Raw genomic sequence first — 19,601 nt, forward strand, 5'->3', positions numbered from 1 at the left:
GTAAAAGAGAGGGGTGAAGCAAAATGGCTATTCGAGAAAAAGCTCTGGCTAAGATTAATCTCGCCCAGGACATCTACTATCAAGCAGAGGATGACCGCTTTTACTTTGATATGGTCATGTCCTCAGTCGACCTGGCTGATTACCTGGTTATTGAGGAAAATGATAGTGGTGAGATTCTTATTCGCTCTAACCAACATTTCCTGCCCCGGGACCGACGTAACCACGCCTACCAGGCCGCTGTAAAAATGAGGGAACTTGCCGGACTTGACCGGGGCGTAACTATCTCTATCCGCAAGTATATTCCGGTTTCAGCCGGGCTTGGGGGCGGATCAAGTGACGCAGCAGCAGTCATCCGGGGCTTAAACCGCCTCTGGCACTTAGATTGGTCCCTTGACCAACTCATGGATATTGCCGTAAGCATTGATAGTGATGCTCCCTATTGTTTAAGAGGGGGCTTGTGTCGAATGACCGGTTCGGGTAGAAATTATGAAGTCCTGCCTTCCTTACCGTCAAGCTGGCTGGTCCTAGCTAAACCTGCTTTTTCCATTTCCACCCCAAAGATGTTAGCTGCCTTAAAAGACCATCCCCAAAAGCTTTCTACCCATGCGGGCCCGGTAACGGAGGCGATTAAAGCCGGAGATTTTCCGCGAGTGATGGCAGAACTTGGCAATTCCTTAGAAGCCATTACTTTTAACTATTACCCAAAGTTAAAGGCCCTAAAGGAACGGATGCAAAATTTCGGCGCCCAAGGGGTAACCATGACGGGGAGCGGGTCGACCATTATCGGCTTTACCCGCCAGCAACAACAAGCTAAGCGAATTTATAATGGAGTAAAAGGCTTTTGCGAAGAGGTTTATGTGGTAAGAATGAATCAAAATCTCAGAAATATTAGTTAAGATTAGATACCTTTATTAGGGGGACCTGGGGCAAAAGCCCCAGTTTTTTCATTTTAAATAGGAGAGATTATCTTGCGGCTGACGAGGATGTGTGCTATATTAAATCGTAAGAGTTACGATTTGCAAGGAGGCTTTATCATGAAAACGATGATTAAAAAGATAGGCTTTTGCCTAAGTCTGCTGGCTTTATTGGTCAGTTTTGGCTGTAACCAAGGCAAAGAAGCGGCAGATAAAAACGGCAAGGGCAAGTTAACTGTGATGACCAGTTTTTATCCCATGCAGCTATTAACCCAAGCGGTAGTCGGGGACCAAGCGGATGTTCAGGTGATGATATCAGGAAAGCAAGAGGCTCATCACTTTGAACCCAGTGCCAAGGATATGGCCCGCTTACAAGAGGCGGATGTCTTTGTTTATAATAGCGATGATATGGAAGCTTGGGTAGAAAGTAGTTTAAATAGTATTGACACTGACCGGGTCAAGGTCGTCGAGTCCGCTGACAATATTGAACCCATTTCGGGAGCGGTAGAAACGATTGAAGGGGAGGTCCTAACAGCTGAAGATGACCACGACCATGATCATGACCATGAAGGCGACCATAACCATGAAGAAGGCGGCCTCCATGTCCATGAATATGACCCCCATACCTGGCTTAGTCCTAAAAATGCCATGATTCAGACCCAAGCCATTTGTGACGCCATGAAAGAAGTTGACCCCGACCAGGCTGAACTGTATCAAAAGAATACCGATGCCTTCCTGGAAAAGTTGGAAGCACTTGACCATGACTATCAAAGGGCCTTTTCTAATCATCCCGACCAATCCTTTGTGACCGCCCATGCCGCTTTTGGGTATCTGGCTGATGAATATAATTTAAAGCAAATTGCTCTAACGGGAGTCAGTGATGATGCGGAGCCATCACCACAAGCTATGGCAGGGGTGATTGATTATATTAAACAAAATAATCTGCCGGTGATTTATTTCCAAGAAAACACCTCATCCAAACTCGCGGATACTTTGGCGGCGGAAACTGGGGTTAAGGTTTCCAGCCTCAATGCTCTCGAATCCGCCAGTTCTGACCAGCCAATTTCAGGCGATACCTATATTAATTTGATGCGGGAAAACCTCGAGCATTTAAAATTAACCATTAATTAGATAGGAGGCTAGCATGCATTATATCCAAGTCGAAGACTTGCGCTTTTCTTATGATAGTGAGCCAGTTCTCAACAATATCAGCTTTACCGTTGACCCCGGTGAATTTGTGATCTTAACTGGGGAGAATGGGGCAGCCAAGTCCACCCTGTTGAAAAATATTCTGGGTCTACTGCAACCAGACAAGGGAAAAGTGACGATCAGTAAAACCAATATTTATGATAATAAACTACAAATTGGCTATGTCCCCCAGATGGTGGCTAGCTTCAATGCTGGTTTTCCTAGCACGGTTTATGAATTTGTCCTCTCAGGCCGTTACCAACAAGGTCGTTGGTTTAAACGCCTGACCGATGAGGACCATGAACACGTTAAGCGGGCCCTTAACTCAGTAGGCATGTGGGAACAGGCCCAAGAAAAAGTGGGGGAATTATCCGGTGGCCAGAAACAACGGATTGTCTTGGCCCGGGTCTTTGCTACCGATCCTGACCTATTTGTTCTGGATGAGCCTACTACCGGTATGGATAAGGCCTCACGGGAAGAGTTTTACACCTTATTGAAACATAATACCCGCCGCCATGGTAAAGCCATCCTCATGGTGACCCATGAGGATATCCATTTACAAGATTATTTCGATAAACACATTCATTTAACTAGAGAGGAGGGGTCACCATGGCGCTGTTTCAGTATGACTTCATGGCCCGAGCCTTCATCGCCTGTGGAGCCATAGCCTGCTTTGCTCCGGTATTGGGTTTATTGCTGATTTTAAGGAAGCAGTCCCTAATGTCGGATACCCTGGCCCATGTTTCCTTAGCCGGGGTGGCTTTAGGTTTCTTATTAGGGGTTGAACCGATCTATACGACCATTTTAGTGGTGGTGATTGCGGCCTTGGCCTTGGAATACCTCCGCCGGGTTTACAAAAATTATTCGGATATTTCCATTGCCATGTTAATGTCGGGGGGGATGGCCCTGGCCTTACTATTAATGTCCCGGGTCGAGTCAGCCAGCAGTATCGAGGCCTACTTGTTCGGGTCGATTGTCACCATTTCGCCTGTACAAGTCCGCTTATTAATTGCCTTAGCAGTCATTGTCCTCCTTGCTTATTTTGTCTTTAAGCGGGTCCTCTATGTGGAAGCCTTTGATGAGAGTATTGCCTATACTTCGGGCCTCCCGACGCGCTTGATTTCCATGGTGCTTTCGATCGTGACTGGGGTAGCCATTTCCATCATGATGCCGATTGCTGGAACCTTGTTGGTCTCTTCCATCCTGATCATGCCAGCGGCCATTGCTATGCGCTTGATGAAGAGTTTTGATAGTGTGATTATCCTAGCTATTATCATTGCCTTAGCTGGTATGTTTTCAGGTCTGTTGATTTCCTATGGCTTAGACACCCCTCCAGGAGCGACTATCGCCTTTATCTTTGTCTGTCTTTTTGCCTTGGAAAGTATTGTCTTACGCTTGGTTAAAAAATAGAGAAAACGGTCTCTATAATTAATTCAATAGGAAAACGTCCATTGTTAAGTGATGGGCGTTTTCCTGTTATATAAAAACAATTACAGTAAAAAACAGACTTTCAGCGGAAATTTCTTGAATTTGTTCTGATTTTGCTTATAATGTAATAAGCTAGCAAGTAAAGGAGCACAAGTATGAAAATGAAGCGTAGTCATCGTTTAGTCGATATGACCCATTATTTGTTGAATAACCCTTATCGAACGATTTCCTTACCCTTCTTTGTTGACCGCTATCAAGCAGCCAAGTCAACCATTTCTGAAGATGTCGGCATTGTCGCTGAACAATTTAAGTTATCTAATATTGGTATTGTTGAGACTATTGCTGGAGCCAGTGGTGGTGTCATTTTCCGCCCTAAAGTGGAAAAAGACAAGGCCATGGAGTATATGAATCAATTAACCGCTAAGTTGACTGATAAGCAACGTATTTTACCGGGCGGTTATTTCTATTTTTCTGACGTTTTAGGCAATCCCTATGATTTACGCCATATTGGTAACATCATCGCTTCCGCTTATTATGGACAGTCGATTGATGTGATCATGACCATGGCAACCAAGGGGATTTCCATGGCCCAAGCAGTTGCCAATTTCTTAAATGTCCCCTTTGTCATCGTTCAACGGGAAGCCCAATTAACGGAAGGGTCTACTGTTTCAGTGACCTATGTAACGGGGAATGACGAAGTGAAAAAAATGGCCTTGACTAAAAATAATCTCTCGGCCGACCAAAATATCTTAATTGTTGATGACTTTATGAATGGGGGCGGCACCATGAATGGGATGCTCAGTTTAGTTGAAGAATTTGACTGCCATACCATCGGAGCGGTCGTCTTTGGCGAAGCTGATAATCAAAAGAACTATATCGATTATCCCTATAAGTCCCTCATCAAGGTTAAAAAGACATCTGATAATTTAGATGTGGCGGGGATTGAGTTAGGGTCCTTGTTTGATTAGGCAGAATTATTAGCAATCTACCGTTAGGACAAAGCTTTCTAAAGTTTTATTTAAAACAATTAGAAAGTCTTGTCCCTTTTTTATTTTACTTCTAATATAGGGTATAATAGTGACTTGATGAAGAAAAAGGAGACGAAGTGATGTCAAAGAAGCAACCCTCTTCAGCAAAGAGTGTATTGATAAATTCTGGAATTTATTCGATCACCTCGATTTTGCAAAAAGCGATTGGATTTATTTTACTTCCTTTATATACTTTATACCTTACTCCTGAAGACTATGGGATTGTTGGTGTGGTTAATTCATTGACCCAGGTATTAACCTTATTGTTCACTTTTTCTCTAAATAGTGCAGTCCAACGTTATTTTTACCGCTATCGGGAAAATTGGCCCCAATTACAATCCTTTTACGGGACCATTATGCTCTTTATTATGGGTAATAGCCTCTTTTTAGGGGGCTTAATTATCCTATTTAAGGATATCCTGGTTGAACCCTTTGTTGATGGGATCGCCTTTTATCCCTATATTTTTATGGGGATTATTACCGTTATTGTTAACCCGATTTATAATATTTATCAAACCTTATTGCAGACTATGGAACAAGCCAAGTCCTATGCCATTAACAGCTTGCTTAATTTTGCCATGATGGTGGCTTGTAATATTCTCTTTATTGTCGTTTTCCAATGGGGAGCCACTGGGCAATTATTAAGTTACTTGATCACCGGCTTTACTTTTGGTTTATATGCCTTGATTAGTTTATATCAGCGTGGCATCATCCGCTTTAACTTCCAATGGAATTACCTGAAAGAGGCGCTTTCCTATTCGATTCCGCTCCTGCCGCATTTGATGTCTACCCAAATTGCTGATTTTGTCTCACGACTATTTCTCAATAACCAGGTGTCGACTGCCAGTGCGGGTCTCTATACGACGGCCTCACAATTTATGTTGATTATTGATACCATGCAATATAGTGTCAATTCAGCCTATGTGCCTTGGTTCTATAGCTTGATGGATCTGGGTGGTCAGCACAAGAAAAAAGCCATTCAATTTGCAGACGTTTTGAGTCGGATTTATCTAATCATTAGTTTGGGAATGTCCTTATTTATTAAGGAGGTTGTTCAAATTTTTATTGCTGATGGTTATTTACTGGCTTGGACTTTAGTTCCTATCATACTGGTGGCTTATCAAATTCGTTCAGTCTACCTCTTCTACGTCAATACACTCTTCTATAATACCAAGGCTACCAGATATATTTTTATTGCTACCCTGTCAGGGAGTTTACTAAGTGTCTTGTTAACTGCAACACTGACCCAGTACCTAGGACTCTTAACCCCAGCCATCGTGCTTTTAATCCAATGGACCGTAATCGCAATCATTATTTATGTCCTATCCAGAAAAATTGAACCCGTCAATTTTAAAATCAAAAATATGTTGCTTTATATTGCTATATTAGTTCTGGTAAGCGCTGTGGGTTTGTTTTATGATATTACCCACCCAACTGGACCACTGATTTGGCAAAATCTTCTCTATAAGATTGTTCTCTACCTAGTGACTACTTTCGTACTCATCTATAGAGAAATCCCTACCATAAAGTCCTTGTTCACTGATTTTATTGGCAAAAAATTAAATTCAGGAGATTAGATTAATGAAACATGCAATTGTTGCTTGGACGCCGCTCCATATTATCAATAGCCTTAATATCTGGAAAAATTGCCTGCCTGAAGAAGAGCTGACCCTTTTCATCTATAACGAATTCGCTAACGCTGATTTATTAATTGATATAAGCAGGAAGCTAGCCCAGGGCTTAGAAGTGATTAAAATCAATCACCAGAATTTAGGCGGAAAATTGGCGAAAATCTCACGTCTTTATTGGAATAAGAACTTGATCCCTCTTGATGATTTTGACCATATTTATTTACCGGGGGATAATTATTTTGGCCGCCTTCTTTATAGCAGTCTCGCTGCTAAAGATCATGCTTTTCACTTGCATTATTATGAAGACGGTATGGGGATTTATCTGGGCGCCAAACCTTTAGAAATCAAAAATGCCAACGATGCCTTGCAAATGAAATTGAATAAGCATTCTATTTTTCATGCCCAATGGGAAAATTGTTATGCCTACCAACCAGACTTGGTGCAGTGGCATGATTTCTCAGGAAATTTAATAAGAATACCTGCTCTTGACCAAAATAATCCTGCTTTTCCCTTGATCAAGGCAATTTTTTCTCAAGCCTATGATGAAGAAATGAGCCAAGTGACTGAGGGAAGTGTCATTTATTTTGATCAGCCCTTCAAAAAAGATGGGGCACAAATCGATGAATTGACCTTGTTTAACCACTTAAAAGCCATATGTGATTCCTTAAATATTAGGATTTACGTGAAGTTACACCCTCGCTCTGAAGCAAATAAATATGGGCGGGTGAATTATTTACAAACTACCATGCCTTGGGAAACCTTTCTCTTATTTGTAGACCATTCCCACTTGACCTTAGCCGCAGTGAATTCAACCGCGGTATTTTCACCTTATTTACTCTATCAACAAAGGATGCCGATTATTATGTTGGCCGGTCTGGTTGATCATGCTATTGGTAAAAGGGTTGATGAGTCAACTAAAAAAATCCTAACCAACAGTTTGTCTATGGCTAAAAATTTTAAGGAAATTTATGGACCTTTGTTACAGGTGCCTGAAAACAGCAAGCAGTTAGAAGACTTATTATATGAGATTAAAATTAAAGGAGATCAATAGCTCAATGAAAGAATATGCTAATAAAATCTTTTCAATAATTAATAATGTTCATTTATTTAAAATAATTACTTTGATTATTAATCTTATATATGCAGTTCCTAGCAGTTTTGATATCGAGAACGTTCCCATGAAGATTGTTTTTGTCTGGGGAATTTACTTATTGGCTAAGGACTTCTTGACCAGGCGAATAATGTTTAAGCAAAAGTTTTGGCCTTTTTTATTTGCCTTTTTAATCTCTTTTGCGATTTCGGTCCTCTTGAATCTGACTTATCAATTCCCTGATTCAGCGATTAACTGGTTTTATGTGGCCCAAACTTTCTTCCTGATCTATGCCTTTAATCCTAGTGAAGATTACCAAACAAGTAAAAAATGGATGGCAAGATTTAACGACATCTTTATCGGTATCGTTTGCTTTTTGGGTTTTGTTTCCCTATTACTCTTTGCCTTTCACATTCGCTACTGGGTTTTAGATGGTACTGGGATTAATTGGATGCGGCAAGGTTTTACTGAAAATCGTCTATTTGGCCTTTACACCAGTCCTAACATGGGGTCGATTATTGGTGTGTTAAGTGTTGTAGCTAGTTTAATGAATAATATCTTGAAACGATCAAGTTGGAAGAGTTTCCAGCCTTTCTATGTTTTTAACGCCATTATTCAATATTTATATTTTGTCCTAGCTAGTTCGCGGGGCACCACGCTAACGCTCTTGACTGCTGGCTTAGTCATCACCTGCTATGTGATTTATCGGCTTTTTGTTAGACATCAAGCTAGCTTTAAAAGTCTGGGTAAGGTGATTCTCGGAGCGGGACTGGGGCTCTTTCTCTTTGTCGCTGTGGAGCATCAGGCGGAAAGTATTTTAGCCTATATTCCGGCAACGACCCAAACAGCCGCCCGCTTAGTTACTGGGGAAATCAGCTGGAGTGATTTGAGACATGGTGAGAGCAAGGCTGGAGGAAATAAAAGTAGTGTCATCGCTCCCGTAAGTATCCAGCACGATGAAGGGGACGCTGAAGTTTCGGCAGGGCGCTTTACCATTTGGCAAGCCGGGATCAAGGCGGCTGCACAAAATTTCTTGTTCGGTTTAAGTGACATTGACTTATATCGCAATATTAAAGACCAAGAAGCTACCGCCCAGGTTGATATGACCAAGCTCACCACCTTGGATAGAAGCGAGATCAAACGCGCTAGAGGAAACATGCATAATACCTATATTGCAGTCTTTACTAAGGCTGGTTTTGTCGGTTTAATTATTATTGCTGCCTTTGCGCTATGCTATTTAATTTATCATGTAGGCTATCTCATGACAGCAAAGGTTGATTTCAGTGATGCCAACAATCAATTATATGCCTTGATCTTAGTCACCATTATCGCCTTGCTGGCTGAAGATATGGTGGAAAATCATATCTTGTTAGCCAACCGAGATACCATTGGCTTAATTTTTTGGACCTATGCCGGTTTCCTTAATGTCCATCGTTCCCAATTACAAGCACGAAAAAGCCAGGCAATCAATAAAGATCTAAAAAGTAAATTTATAAATATTATTTCGCCTTATTGAAGCTAAAGACTAAAAAAATTATAATAGTAATAATTTCTTTAGACTAAGCACATATCAGGATCAAACTCTAGGTGAAGAAGGGTAATATAATGAACAAGAAAGCTTTATTTTTAACCAGTATTTTAACGGTTTTGCTCTTAGGCTTGGCTGGGATTTTATACTATAACCACCATATTACGGTGGCTAAAGTTGAAAAAGAAGTTAATGAAATTTATTTTAATAATAAGCATGACTACATCAATCCAAATTATTCTTTGGAGGATTTAGAGAAGGTTAAATATGATAGTCGCCACATCTATGGTGACCACGCTAAGGAATTACAAGAGCTCATTGACCGGGCGATTGAAAAGCGGAAGGCCATTCAATTCCTGAATGACTCTGTTCTTGATGATAAGCCGATTATTGAAGGCAACCAGGTCAATAAAGATTGGGTCATTGAAGATGGAGTTTCTGCTGAAGAGGTTGATAAGGAAAAAGAACGCTTTAATTTCGACTATTCAGACAAGTTAGTGGAAGATTTAAAAGCTAACTATGGACTTTTACAGCAGGTAGCCCAATCAAATGAGACGATTGAAAATAAAATTGATCATTTGCCGGAGAAGTTTATGATTGAAAGCTTAGATAAAGACATTGATGCTTTTAACCAGGTTGCTAAGGAAATATCCAATTATATCGACCATACCAATAAGGAAGGTCAAGCTGACCTCTTTAAAAAGCGCTTAATGGACTACGCTTTATCAGTAAAAGAACAGACGGCTAACCAGGATGGCTATAGCAAGTCTTTAGAAAAACTACTTAAGCAGGATGAATTAGCCAGTGTGCTGACAGGGTCACCAGTGGATTATCGGCCTTTAGTGGCCATTACCTTCGATGATGGTCCGGATGATAATGTCGAAAATGCCATGGATATCTGTGAACAATACGGGATCAAGGCGACCTTCTTCTTACAAGGAAATAATACCGAAAAGAAACCGGAATTAGCCCGCGAGATCGTTAAACGTGGTCACCATGTGGCAAACCACTCCTATGATCACCCTGATTTTGCTAAATTAACAGATAAGCAAATTTTAGACCAAATTAATCGTACCCAAGATATCATTAAACAAGCAACGGGAGTAACGCCGACATTATTTAGAACGCCTTATGGCCAAGATAGAGCGCGGACGACTCAATTAGTTGCCCCCTTAAGACCTTGTTATTGGAATACCACCTCCAGAGACTGGCAATTAACCGATCCCGATGATATCTACGATATGATTATGAAAAATATGCAACACCATTCTGTTATTTTACAGCATTCTAGGTATACGGCGACAACCGATGCCTTGAAGAAAGTGATTCCGGAACTGAAGAAGCGGGGCTATGTGTTTGTATTTCCTGAGCAAATCCCTGACATCAAGACTTGGAATCATAACTAAAGAAAGATGACTTAATTGGAATGTCTGCTTATTTTAATTGGAAAATAAGCAGACATTTTTATATCTACTGTATTGTTTGGATTAGAGAGGGGCCTTTATGTTCAATCTATTTTTATTTATCTTGTCGACCTACGGCTATGTCTCCTGCTTAGAGAAGCGATTAGCAGTTTCGCCTTATCTGTCTTGGATCTTAGTGATCGCTGGGCAAAGTTTAACAATTTATGCTTTTGCCCTGGTGAACTTCCTGCAACCGGCTATGTATCTTATTTATTACTTAGGTTTTGTCCTATTAGCTGTTTATCTATTTCAACAAGGTCGCTCTAGCCAGGGAAGTTTCCTTGTCCTTTTCCAAAGAAAATTTCCCTGGATTAGCCTTATCTTCTTAGTGACCTTTTTGATATGGGTGCTTTTAATGAAGGATATGCCCCTTATTTTTTGGGATAATTTTTCCCATTGGGGATTAATTGTTAAATTCTTCTTCAATGAACAGCGCTTAGCGACTGATTTGGACAAGATTATCTACTATCGGTCATACCCACCGGCAGTTTCCTTATACATTAATTATGTGGTTAATTTTCTGGGCTATAGCGAAGGCCATATGATTATTGGTAATTTCATGGTTAATTTAGCTGCTCTATACGCCTTTTTCACTCCCTTTAATATCAAGAAAAATAAAATCACTGGTTTTTTGGTCCTCTTTTTAATCGCAGGCTTTTATTTAATGGATGACCACGTTAAAATGTATAATTTGTTAGTGGATAACTTGCTGGCTTATCTGACCTTGGCGGCTTTTGCCGGCTTATATCACTACCGGAAGAATAGAAAGATTAGCTCGCTAATTGTAATTCTCCTTGCCGGCTTCTTAGGTTTGGTTAAGGGGAGCGGAATTTTCTTTGTTGTCTTAGTTATTGCTGTTTATTGCTATTATTTGACTAAGTACGACAAGGCTAAAGAGCCCTTTTCTCTAAAAAAATATTTACCTGTTTTACTGAGTCTACTTCCCTTTGCTTTGTGGAAACTCTATGTAAGGTTAATGTATGATACCTCGCAATTTCGCCATAGTGTCCACTTTGATTGGAGCCAACTACATCTTAAGGCCAAAATTGTGGCTAAATTTATTCTTCAAAGTTTGGACCCCTGGACGCCTGCAACTTGGGGACTGGTTTTGATAGTAGTCTTAGTTTTAGTGATGCTTTTAGTGACCGCCAGAGAGAAGAATTTACAGAAGCAGCTAATAACTTTTTCTGGAATTCTTTTTGCTGTGTTGTTTGTTTATTATTTGTCTACCATGGCCATGTACTTGACCGCTATGCCAATGGATGAAGCAGTCAAATTGGCTCAATTCGACCGTTATACCCTGACTGGGGTTTTTGTGGGACTAGGAAGTATTAGTCTAGTGGCGATTAAATATTTTGAGAGTCGCGTCGAGGATAAGAGTGATTATTCACTTTATGGGAAGAAGTTTATCTATACTGGACTTATTGGTATTTACTTTATCAGTCTGGCCTATGACCTAGTCGATGCGGCCATTGAAAAGAGAAACTTCATCAATGAGTCTATTCCCTATGAATATCATAAAATGGGTATTGATAACCATAAATTAAACAATAAAAAGGTCTTAGTATTGGCCAGTGGTAAGTGGAATACCGATAATGCCGGCAATTTGTACCTCTACACCCCCAATACTCATCTCTATAAGGGCAATCCAGACGTGGTGAAAAATTATGACCAAATCCTGGTTTTAGATAATAAAGAAGCGACCCAGACTTGGGTCAAGGAATTAACTGGCCAACAATTAGATCCGGGTTTCTATGATGTGAAGGATGTTATCAATGAAAGTCTTATTCAAAAATAGGTCTAAAATATTATTAAGACCATGTTGACAAGTGATTGCTGACTTATTGATATGCTATAATTAATCCTATAAAGATCCATTATATAAAGGAGTCAAGTGATGAATATATTAGCTGTTATACCAGCACGTGGAGGCTCTAAAGGAATTCCACGCAAGAACGTGAGAATACTTAATGGGCATCCTTTAATCGCTTATGCCATTATGAATGCTCAAAATAGCCAATATCAGATGGATGTCTGTGTCTCAACGGATGATGAAGAAATCGCCCGCGTCGCAGAAACTTACCAAGCTGAAGTGGTATGGCGAGGAGAAAATTTATCTAGTGATGCAGTCACTTTAGATCCAGTGATTTATGATGCTTACCAGAAGATGGAGGCTAAGAAGGGGGTCCATTATGACCTGATTATTACCCTACAAGCGACTTCACCGCTCTTACAAATCAAAACTCTGGACCAAGCCATTGAGAAATTGATCACTGATCCGGTTATTGATACCCTGATCAGTGTGGTCAACCACCCGCATTTATCCTGGACAGAGGATGATTCTGGCAAGATTATTCCTAATTATAAAGAACGACTCAATCGCCAATATTTACCAGCTAACTATTCTGAAACTGGCGCTTTCCTTATTACCCGTGACCATGCCATAGAAGAAAATTCGCGGATAGGGGAGCACTTGGCTGTTTTTCAGGTGCCAGAAGCGGAGTCAACCGACATCGACACAGCTCAGGACTGGTGGGTGGTTGAAAATGAAATGAATAAGAAAAATATTCTTATTCGTGTGGAAGGCTATGCCGAAATTGGTTTAGGACATGTATACCGTGGCTTAGCCCTAGCTTACGGCTTGATTCATCATAAGGTCCACTTTGTGACTAGTCGGCAATCGAATCTAGCCCAAGAGAAATTAAAGGCCAGTCATTTTCCTTACACGGTAATCGATTCTGAAGAGGAAATTCTTGATCTGATCGACGAATATGATGCTGATATTTTAATTAATGATATTTTAGATACATCTATCGATTATATGCAAATGCTCAAACAGCGCGACCTGCGTATCATCAATTTTGAAGATATTGGCCCAGGAGCTGATCTCGCTGATGCGGTCATTAACGATCTATACGCTCCTCAGAAGAAAGGAAGCCAATATTATTGGGGTAGCCCCTATTATATCATTCGGGATGAATTCTTAATCAATTCTCCTAGTGATTTTCATGAAGAAGTGAAGAATATTTTTGTTATTTTTGGTGGGGTGGATCCTAATAACCTGACCCAAAAAGTATTGGAGGCTATTCCCTTTGTCGAAAATGCCAAAGATATTCAATTTACCATAGTGGTCGGACCTGGCTATCCCTATTTTGAACAAGTCAAGGCCCAGGCGGAAAGTATGCCATACGCTATTGATGTGATCCAAAATGTAAAAGTTATGTCTGATTATATGAATAAATCGGACATCGCAGTTTCTTCCCAAGGTCGGACCATGTTAGAATTAGCGGCTATGGGAGTACCAACGATTCTCTTGGCTCAAAATGAGCGGGAATTAACCCATGAATTTGGTTATTTATCCAATGGCTTTATGAACCTAGGCTTAGGCCAAGCCATCGATAGCCAATCCATTGGGCGGACTTTGAATTGGTTGATTGAAACACCACAAATTCGTCAACAAATGCACCAACAAATGTTAGCCAATGACTTACGTCATGGTTTAGATCGTGTATTAAAAATTATTTTAGAGTAAGGAGATTAAAATGGGGATTCATGAAGTATTAAAAGAACAGGGTTACTATGTCATCGGAGAAATCGGAGTCAATTACTATGATATTGCCAAAGAAAACGGCACCACTCCAATGGAAGCAGCTAAGTTAATGATTGATAAGGCAAAAGAGTCAGGCATGGATGCCGTTAAATTCCAAACTTATAAGGCCGAAACCATTGCTTCAAAATTCTCGCCTTCCTATTGGGACACCAGTGAAGAAGCGACAACCTCACAATATGAGCTTTTCAAAAAATTTGATTCTTTTGGCTATGATGAATATAAGGAATTAGCTGATTACTGTCATCAAGTGGGTATTGAATTCTTCTCGACCGCTTTTGATTTTGATTCGGCTGATTATTTATATGACTTGATGAATATTTATAAAATTTCTTCATCAGATTTATCCAACCTGCCTTTTATTAAATACCAAGCAGAAAAAGGAAAAACTATTCTCTTATCAACCGGGGCTTCAAGTATAGATGAAATTCATCAAGCCGTTGAAACCATTGAATCCACTGGCAATAAGGATATTGTCATTATGCACTGTGTCTTAGAGTACCCAACCCCCTTTGAAGACGCTAACCTCAATGTTATTTCCAGTCTGATTAAGGAATTTCCTGACTATGTGATCGGTTACTCTGACCATACCCGTCCTGATCCACAAATGGATGTTGTCAAGACTGCTGTGGCTTTAGGGGCTAAAGTTATCGAGAAACACTATACTTTAGATAAGACCTTGCCGGGTAATGACCATTACCATGCCATGGACCCTGAAGACATGAAAGTCTTGAAAGAAGGCCTCGAATTCCAAATGAAGGTAAGAGGCCAAGCGGTTGCTGACTTAGAGGCTCAAGCAGCTGCTCGCAAGAACGCACGACGTTCAATCGTTCTTACCCAAGATGTCAAGGCAGATACGGTCTTAACCGAAGACATGCTAACCTTTAAACGGCCTGGTACGGGAATTGCCCCTGGAAAGGTGAAGGAAGTTATTGGTAGAAAGGTTAACCAAGACCTTGCTGAAGATACGACTTTAATGGAAGATATGTTAGAAAAATAGGATACATGTTGATTGATAACCTAGGGTTTATGCTAAGGCATGACTTTAGGTTTTTTGTTAATAGAGGAAAAGTATGATTCAATTAATTTTATTTACACTATCAACTTTAGGTTATGCTGCTGGCTCCATTAGATTTTTAAAGCTTAATAAATATTTTTCCTGGATTTTGGTCATGATTTTCCAAAGTCTTTTCTTATATTTAGCGGCCTTGGCGAACTTATTGCTGCCTGCTTTGTGGGCGACCTATTTATTAGGCTTTTTCTTGCTCATTTTGATAAGCATTGATTATTGGAAAAATTCTCGTGGAAAGGGAAATTTTTTAAGGCTATTTTTTTCACAGGTCAGACAAGGGATTGCCTTTCCTGAAATTATTGCCTTAGTGGCGATTTTAGGTTGGTTTCTTGTTATGAAGGGGATGCCCCTGATTCATTTCGATAATTATTCGCACTGGGGCCTGGTGGTCAAATACTTATTTACTGAACTGCATTTACCGACAGATATCGACCAGTTAATTTATTACCGGTCTTATCCACCAGCGACTTCCCTTTATATTAGTTATTTTATTTATTTCTGTGGCTATAGCCAAGCCAAGATGATCATGGGTTTCTTTCTCTTTAATATGGCTTGTCTTTATTCCTTTTTTGGTATATTGACTAAACCTGCCAATCGATTAAATGCGGCCTTAATTGCTTTATTGTGGGGAATATTTTTTATTTTAGACAATTCAGTCAAGATGAATAATTTATTAGTCGACAATCTCTTGGCCTATTTAACCCTAGCGGCTGGTATTTATGCTTTTCGCTATCGAAAACACTTAGCTTATTTAATCACCGGGACGTTATTGTTTATCAGTATGATCAACCTGACTAAGGATAGCGGTTTATTCTTCAGTTTGCTTATTGTTTTATATGTGACTTACTTAATCATTAGTAATCAAAATTTAGTCAGAAAGGACAAGCTCAAGGCCTTTGCTATTCTACTTCCTGGCGCCTTTTTATCGAAGTTAACTTGGTCCTTCTATGTAAAATTTAATTATGACCTATCGGGCTTTAAGCATAGTAGCCATTTTAACCAAGAGAGCCTTGAATTAGTCAAGCAAATTGGAAAAAGCTATTTAATCAAGCTATTAGATCCATTAATTCCTGCAACTGCTGGGATTATATTAGCCTTTACTATCTTAGTGATTCTTAGCTTATCTTGTCTTTTGACTAAAAAACACTTCCTTAGCATGAAAGGCCTGTGTTTAGCCATGGGGCTTACTTATATCATTTATTTCCTGGGAGTCTTTTTTATGTACGTGAGCTCCATGCCCAAAGATGAAGCCCTGCGTCTCGCTCAATTTGACCGTTATGCCATGACCATCGCCTATGTCTTACTCGGAACAGTTTTTTTAGTTGGGGTTTACTATTTTGATAAGTATTTTCAAAAGGGAACGAGTGACTCTCATTTCATCAATCTAGTGACTTTATTCATAATGGTGATCTACCTGGCGGGACTGGGCTCTGATTGGTTAATTGCTAAACACGAGACCATTGCCTTTAAAGAGCGCTCGATTCCTTATCAGTATGAAAAACTTGGCTTAGAGCAGATGACCTTAAACGACTCACGGATCCTTGTTTTTACTTCGGGAGGCTGGAAAACAGATTTTGCCGGTCGTTATTATTTATATACGCCAAATACCAAGATTTATAATGGGGACCCAGCTATGCTGAAAGATTATGATCAAGTATTGGTTCTTGATGAACTTCCGCAAACCAAAAAGTGGGAGAAAGAACTAACTAAGAAAGAATGGCCTGTTGGTTTGTATACAGTTGATCGTTTTCTTAATGGTAATTAACTTTTAAAGTTATTGTAAGAATCAGTCAAATTCCTATAAAATCAGCTTTTCCCTTGATCAGATATGATATAATTCATCTGTTACTAAAGCGTCAGGAAATGGAGTAATAGAAAAATTATGTTATTAAGTGTAATTATTCCAGCTTATAATGTCGAAAGTACCTTGCAACGTGCGGTTGATAGTGTCTTAAGACAAAGCATGAAGGATTTTGAAGTGATCATTGTGGATGACGGGTCTACTGATGGAACCGGTCCACTTTGTGATGCTATCGAGACCCAAGACCAACGGATCAAGGTCATTCACCAAGTCAACGGGGGCTTATCTGCAGCCCGAAATACAGGTATTAATCAAGCCCAGGGAGATTATTTGGCCTTTCTTGATTCTGATGATGAATATGTTAATGATATTTTTTCCTTATTTTATCGGGCTTATCAGGAATACCAAATGGACTTGTTTATATTTAACTTTGAACGAGTTTCTGGGAACCAAGTCACCCCTAAAAATGCCATCCGCCAGCAAATATTTAAGAGCCAGGAAGCAGTTAGGGTCCTCCACCAATATAATGGCTTAGATTTCTATGCTTGGAATAAGATCTGGCACCATTCGCTCTTTGCTGAGATGAGATACCCTCTGGATACCCTCTATGAAGACATGTATGTGAGTTATCTAGGGGCAAAGCAGGCCAACTGTGTGATTACCACAGATAAGGTTGGCTTAAGATATTACGACAATCCTCTAGGGATTACTGCCCAAGCCTTTTCTCCTGGACAGTTTGATAATGTCACTGAAAGGGTAAAGATCCTTGATGATGTACTCATTCATTTCCCTGAATTAGCTCAGGGGGCAGCTCGGCGTTTATTTGATAGTTTCCTAATCATGGCTTACCAACTTTCTCAATGCGAAGATAAGGAAATGAAGGAAAAATACCACGGCCGCTTGCTTGAGATTCTTAAGCAATACCAGCCCTATTTTAAAGATAACGAGGAAATCTCCTGGCAAAAACGTCTGGCCTGGTCGCTCTATCAAGTATCACCAAGTCTGTATAGCCATTTATATCGGATGTATTTAAGTTAAGGGAGGAAGAAAGCAGTGAATTTTACAGTGCTGATGTCTTTATATCATAAGGAAGACCCGACTTATTTACGGCAATGCTTGGATAGCTTGGTCAAGCAAAGCCTGCCAGCTGAAGAAATATTAATTATTAAGGATGGTCCCTTAACCGAGGAACTCGACGCTATCCTCGATGACTTTCAAAAGCAATATCCTAAGCAAACCACCATTCAAGCCTATCCCGAAAACCGCGGCCTGGGTTTGGCCTTACAAGATGGGGTTCAATTGGCCCGTAATGAATGGATTGCCCGGATGGATACTGATGATATTTGCCGGGCGGATCGTTTCGAAAAACAAATCAATTATCTTAAAGAACATCCTGAGGTCGAGTTATTGGGAAGCGATGTCTTGGAATTTGACCAGTCACCTCATCAGCCAAGTGCCAAAAAAGTCGTGCCTCATAGCTACCAAGAGATCCTAGAGTATGCTAAGCGGCGTAATCCCTTCAACCATATGACAGTGATTTATAAAAAATCAGCTGTCCTAAAAGCAGGCAATTATCAGCCGTTAAAGGGCTATGAAGATTATTATTTATGGGTAAGAATGTTAAAAAATGAGGTTAAGGCTGCCAATATAGCCGATACCCTAGTCTATGCGCGCGCTGACCTGAATATGTTTAAAAGACGGGGTGGCTGGGATTATTTTATCGATGGCAGTAAAGCCTATCAAAAAATCTACCAGGTTGGCCTGGCCAGTCCGCTTGATTGGCTGATTCGCATGGGCGGGCAGGCAGTATTTAATCTAGTCCCTAATTCCCTACGCCAAAATCTCTACAAGAAAATACTAAGAAAGTAGGTTTCTGATGTTAATCTCGGTCATTATTCCGGTTTATAAAGTCGAAAAAACACTAGAGAGAGCGGTAAACAGTGTCTTGAATCAAAGCTACCCGCATTTGGAAATTATTCTGGTCGATGATGGCTCCCCTGATAAGAGTGGGGATATTGCTGACCAGTTAGCTAAAAATGACCCCCGTATTCAGGTTATCCACCAAGCTAACCAAGGCTTATCAGGAGCGAGAAATACCGGTATTGCAGTAGCTAGCGGAGACTATCTGGCTTTTTTGGATAGTGATGACTGCTATGAGCTTGACCTATTTGAACACTTTATAGCTAGTTATCAGGAAGAACGCCCCGATTTATTTATTTTTAATGTCAAACGCATTGGGGTAAAATCCCAAACTCTAAAAGATTCAAAAGAGATGCTTTTGACCTCTAGCCAAGCCGGGATTGAAGCCATGCTTGATTATTCCGGGATTGATTTTTATGCTTGGAATAAGATATACGCGAGCCAGCTTTTCCGTGATGTCCGCTTTCCTGAAGGTAAATTATATGAAGATACAGCGGTATCCTATGCGACCATGAAAAGGGCGACCAGGATTGTGATGACTTCATATGTAGGGATTAATTATTATGAGAATGAGGAAAGTATTGTGGCTCAGTCATTTAATCCCAAGCAAATGGACAATGTGACGGAAAGGGCGCGCATGTTAGATGATGTTCAGGCCAACTTCCCAGAGCTTACTGCTAAGGCGGGAGCCCGTCTATTTGATGGCGTCCTATCTACAGCCTATAAAATGGCCCAAGTCAGTCCCTTTAAGCAAGTAGGGAGTTCTTATCAGGACCTATTAGAAATCGTCAACCATTACCGCCCCTATTTTGAAGGAAATGAAGAAATTGACTGGAAAAAGCGCTTAGCTTGGCAATTATTCCGCCTAAATCCCAAACTTTATGCTAGAATGTATCAGTGGTACTTAGGAAAGTAATTTTTTAAGTGCCAC

The 19,601-nt window shown here is 40.3% G+C and carries 16 protein-coding genes; all 16 read left to right on the top strand.

Annotated elements, in window-relative coordinates:
* Positions 1-23: 23 nt before the first annotated feature.
* The 16 genes from ispE to CJ190_RS01805 all read left to right on the top strand — a co-directional run bounded on the left by ispE (position 24) and on the right by CJ190_RS01805 (position 19,586).
* Positions 24-896 carry a 4-(cytidine 5'-diphospho)-2-C-methyl-D-erythritol kinase gene (gene ispE / locus CJ190_RS01730; RefSeq protein WP_064292897.1) on the top strand — a complete coding sequence of 291 codons (873 nt, stop codon included), beginning with the start codon at positions 24-26 and terminating at the stop codon, positions 894-896.
* 138 nt (positions 897-1,034) lie between these two features.
* Positions 1,035-2,045, top strand: a complete 1,011-nt coding sequence (locus CJ190_RS01735; RefSeq protein ID WP_064292898.1) for a metal ABC transporter solute-binding protein, Zn/Mn family — start codon at positions 1,035-1,037, stop codon at positions 2,043-2,045.
* 13 nt (positions 2,046-2,058) lie between these two features.
* The gene (locus CJ190_RS01740) at positions 2,059-2,769 is read left to right on the top strand and encodes a metal ABC transporter ATP-binding protein (RefSeq protein WP_064292899.1); all 711 of its coding nucleotides are present in this window, start codon (positions 2,059-2,061) and stop codon (positions 2,767-2,769) included.
* Complete coding sequence (locus tag CJ190_RS01745; RefSeq protein WP_064292900.1) at positions 2,712-3,512, top strand: metal ABC transporter permease; 801 nt, start codon at positions 2,712-2,714, stop codon at positions 3,510-3,512. Before CJ190_RS01740 ends, CJ190_RS01745 begins: the two co-directional genes overlap by 58 nt.
* Positions 3,513-3,685: 173 nt before the next feature.
* A complete protein-coding gene (gene purR, locus CJ190_RS01750; protein WP_070597996.1) occupies positions 3,686-4,498 on the top strand; it encodes a pur operon repressor in 813 nt (270 codons plus the stop codon).
* 140 nt (positions 4,499-4,638) lie between these two features.
* The gene (locus tag CJ190_RS01755; RefSeq protein WP_064292902.1) at positions 4,639-6,135 is read left to right on the top strand and encodes a lipopolysaccharide biosynthesis protein; all 1,497 of its coding nucleotides are present in this window, start codon (positions 4,639-4,641) and stop codon (positions 6,133-6,135) included.
* A gap of 4 nt (positions 6,136-6,139) precedes the next feature.
* Positions 6,140-7,240, top strand: a complete 1,101-nt coding sequence (locus CJ190_RS01760; RefSeq protein WP_064292903.1) for a polysialyltransferase family glycosyltransferase — start codon at positions 6,140-6,142, stop codon at positions 7,238-7,240.
* A 4-nt stretch (positions 7,241-7,244) separates the two neighbouring features.
* Positions 7,245-8,795, top strand: coding sequence for an O-antigen ligase family protein (locus CJ190_RS01765; protein WP_064292904.1), 1,551 nt, complete (start codon positions 7,245-7,247; stop codon positions 8,793-8,795).
* An 89-nt stretch (positions 8,796-8,884) separates the two neighbouring features.
* Positions 8,885-10,213, top strand: coding sequence for a polysaccharide deacetylase family protein (locus CJ190_RS01770; RefSeq protein ID WP_064292905.1), 1,329 nt, complete (start codon positions 8,885-8,887; stop codon positions 10,211-10,213).
* A 97-nt stretch (positions 10,214-10,310) separates the two neighbouring features.
* Positions 10,311-12,068 carry an ArnT family glycosyltransferase gene (locus CJ190_RS01775; protein WP_064292906.1) on the top strand — a complete coding sequence of 586 codons (1,758 nt, stop codon included), beginning with the start codon at positions 10,311-10,313 and terminating at the stop codon, positions 12,066-12,068.
* A 99-nt stretch (positions 12,069-12,167) separates the two neighbouring features.
* Positions 12,168-13,802 carry a cytidylyltransferase domain-containing protein gene (locus CJ190_RS01780; RefSeq protein ID WP_064292907.1) on the top strand — a complete coding sequence of 545 codons (1,635 nt, stop codon included), beginning with the start codon at positions 12,168-12,170 and terminating at the stop codon, positions 13,800-13,802.
* A gap of 10 nt (positions 13,803-13,812) precedes the next feature.
* A complete protein-coding gene (locus CJ190_RS01785; protein WP_064292908.1) occupies positions 13,813-14,877 on the top strand; it encodes an N-acetylneuraminate synthase family protein in 1,065 nt (354 codons plus the stop codon).
* Between the two features lie 73 nt (positions 14,878-14,950).
* Positions 14,951-16,714 (top strand): type 2 periplasmic-binding domain-containing protein, encoded by a 1,764-nt coding sequence (locus CJ190_RS01790; protein ID WP_064292909.1) that lies wholly within the window; start codon positions 14,951-14,953, stop codon positions 16,712-16,714.
* 117 nt (positions 16,715-16,831) lie between these two features.
* Positions 16,832-17,788: a glycosyltransferase family 2 protein gene (locus CJ190_RS01795; RefSeq protein WP_064292910.1), complete on the top strand. Its 957-nt coding sequence runs from the start codon at positions 16,832-16,834 to the stop codon at positions 17,786-17,788.
* Positions 17,789-17,803: 15 nt separating this feature from the next.
* On the top strand, positions 17,804-18,619 hold the full coding sequence (locus CJ190_RS01800) for a glycosyltransferase (protein WP_082888661.1): 816 nt from the start codon (positions 17,804-17,806) through the stop codon (positions 18,617-18,619).
* A 7-nt stretch (positions 18,620-18,626) separates the two neighbouring features.
* Entirely contained in the window at positions 18,627-19,586 is a 960-nt protein-coding gene (locus tag CJ190_RS01805) for a glycosyltransferase family 2 protein (protein WP_064292911.1), read from the top strand.
* Positions 19,587-19,601 lie beyond the last annotated feature (15 nt).

It is taken from the genome of Aerococcus loyolae (genome assembly GCF_002871915.2).
In the GTDB taxonomy this organism is placed as follows: Bacteria; Bacillota; Bacilli; order Lactobacillales; family Aerococcaceae; genus Aerococcus; species Aerococcus loyolae.

Excerpts from the sequence above, each read along its gene's own strand:
- CJ190_RS01740 (WP_064292899.1), top strand. The coding sequence starts at position 2,059 with ATGCATTATATCCAAGTCGAAGACTTGCGCTTTTCTTATGATAGTGAG.
- CJ190_RS01755 (WP_064292902.1), top strand. The coding sequence starts at position 4,639 with ATGTCAAAGAAGCAACCCTCTTCAGCAAAGAGTGTATTGATAAATTCT.
- CJ190_RS01760 (WP_064292903.1), top strand. The coding sequence starts at position 6,140 with ATGAAACATGCAATTGTTGCTTGGACGCCGCTCCATATTATCAATAGC.
- CJ190_RS01735 (WP_064292898.1), top strand. The coding sequence starts at position 1,035 with ATGAAAACGATGATTAAAAAGATAGGCTTTTGCCTAAGTCTGCTGGCT.
- CJ190_RS01765 (WP_064292904.1), top strand. The coding sequence starts at position 7,245 with ATGAAAGAATATGCTAATAAAATCTTTTCAATAATTAATAATGTTCAT.
- ispE (WP_064292897.1), top strand. The coding sequence starts at position 24 with ATGGCTATTCGAGAAAAAGCTCTGGCTAAGATTAATCTCGCCCAGGAC.
- CJ190_RS01790 (WP_064292909.1), top strand. The coding sequence starts at position 14,951 with ATGATTCAATTAATTTTATTTACACTATCAACTTTAGGTTATGCTGCT.
- purR (WP_070597996.1), top strand. The coding sequence starts at position 3,686 with ATGAAAATGAAGCGTAGTCATCGTTTAGTCGATATGACCCATTATTTG.
- CJ190_RS01770 (WP_064292905.1), top strand. The coding sequence starts at position 8,885 with ATGAACAAGAAAGCTTTATTTTTAACCAGTATTTTAACGGTTTTGCTC.
- CJ190_RS01775 (WP_064292906.1), top strand. The coding sequence starts at position 10,311 with ATGTTCAATCTATTTTTATTTATCTTGTCGACCTACGGCTATGTCTCC.
- CJ190_RS01785 (WP_064292908.1), top strand. The coding sequence starts at position 13,813 with ATGGGGATTCATGAAGTATTAAAAGAACAGGGTTACTATGTCATCGGA.
- CJ190_RS01745 (WP_064292900.1), top strand. The coding sequence starts at position 2,712 with ATGGCGCTGTTTCAGTATGACTTCATGGCCCGAGCCTTCATCGCCTGT.
- CJ190_RS01805 (WP_064292911.1), top strand. The coding sequence starts at position 18,627 with ATGTTAATCTCGGTCATTATTCCGGTTTATAAAGTCGAAAAAACACTA.
- CJ190_RS01780 (WP_064292907.1), top strand. The coding sequence starts at position 12,168 with ATGAATATATTAGCTGTTATACCAGCACGTGGAGGCTCTAAAGGAATT.
- CJ190_RS01795 (WP_064292910.1), top strand. The coding sequence starts at position 16,832 with ATGTTATTAAGTGTAATTATTCCAGCTTATAATGTCGAAAGTACCTTG.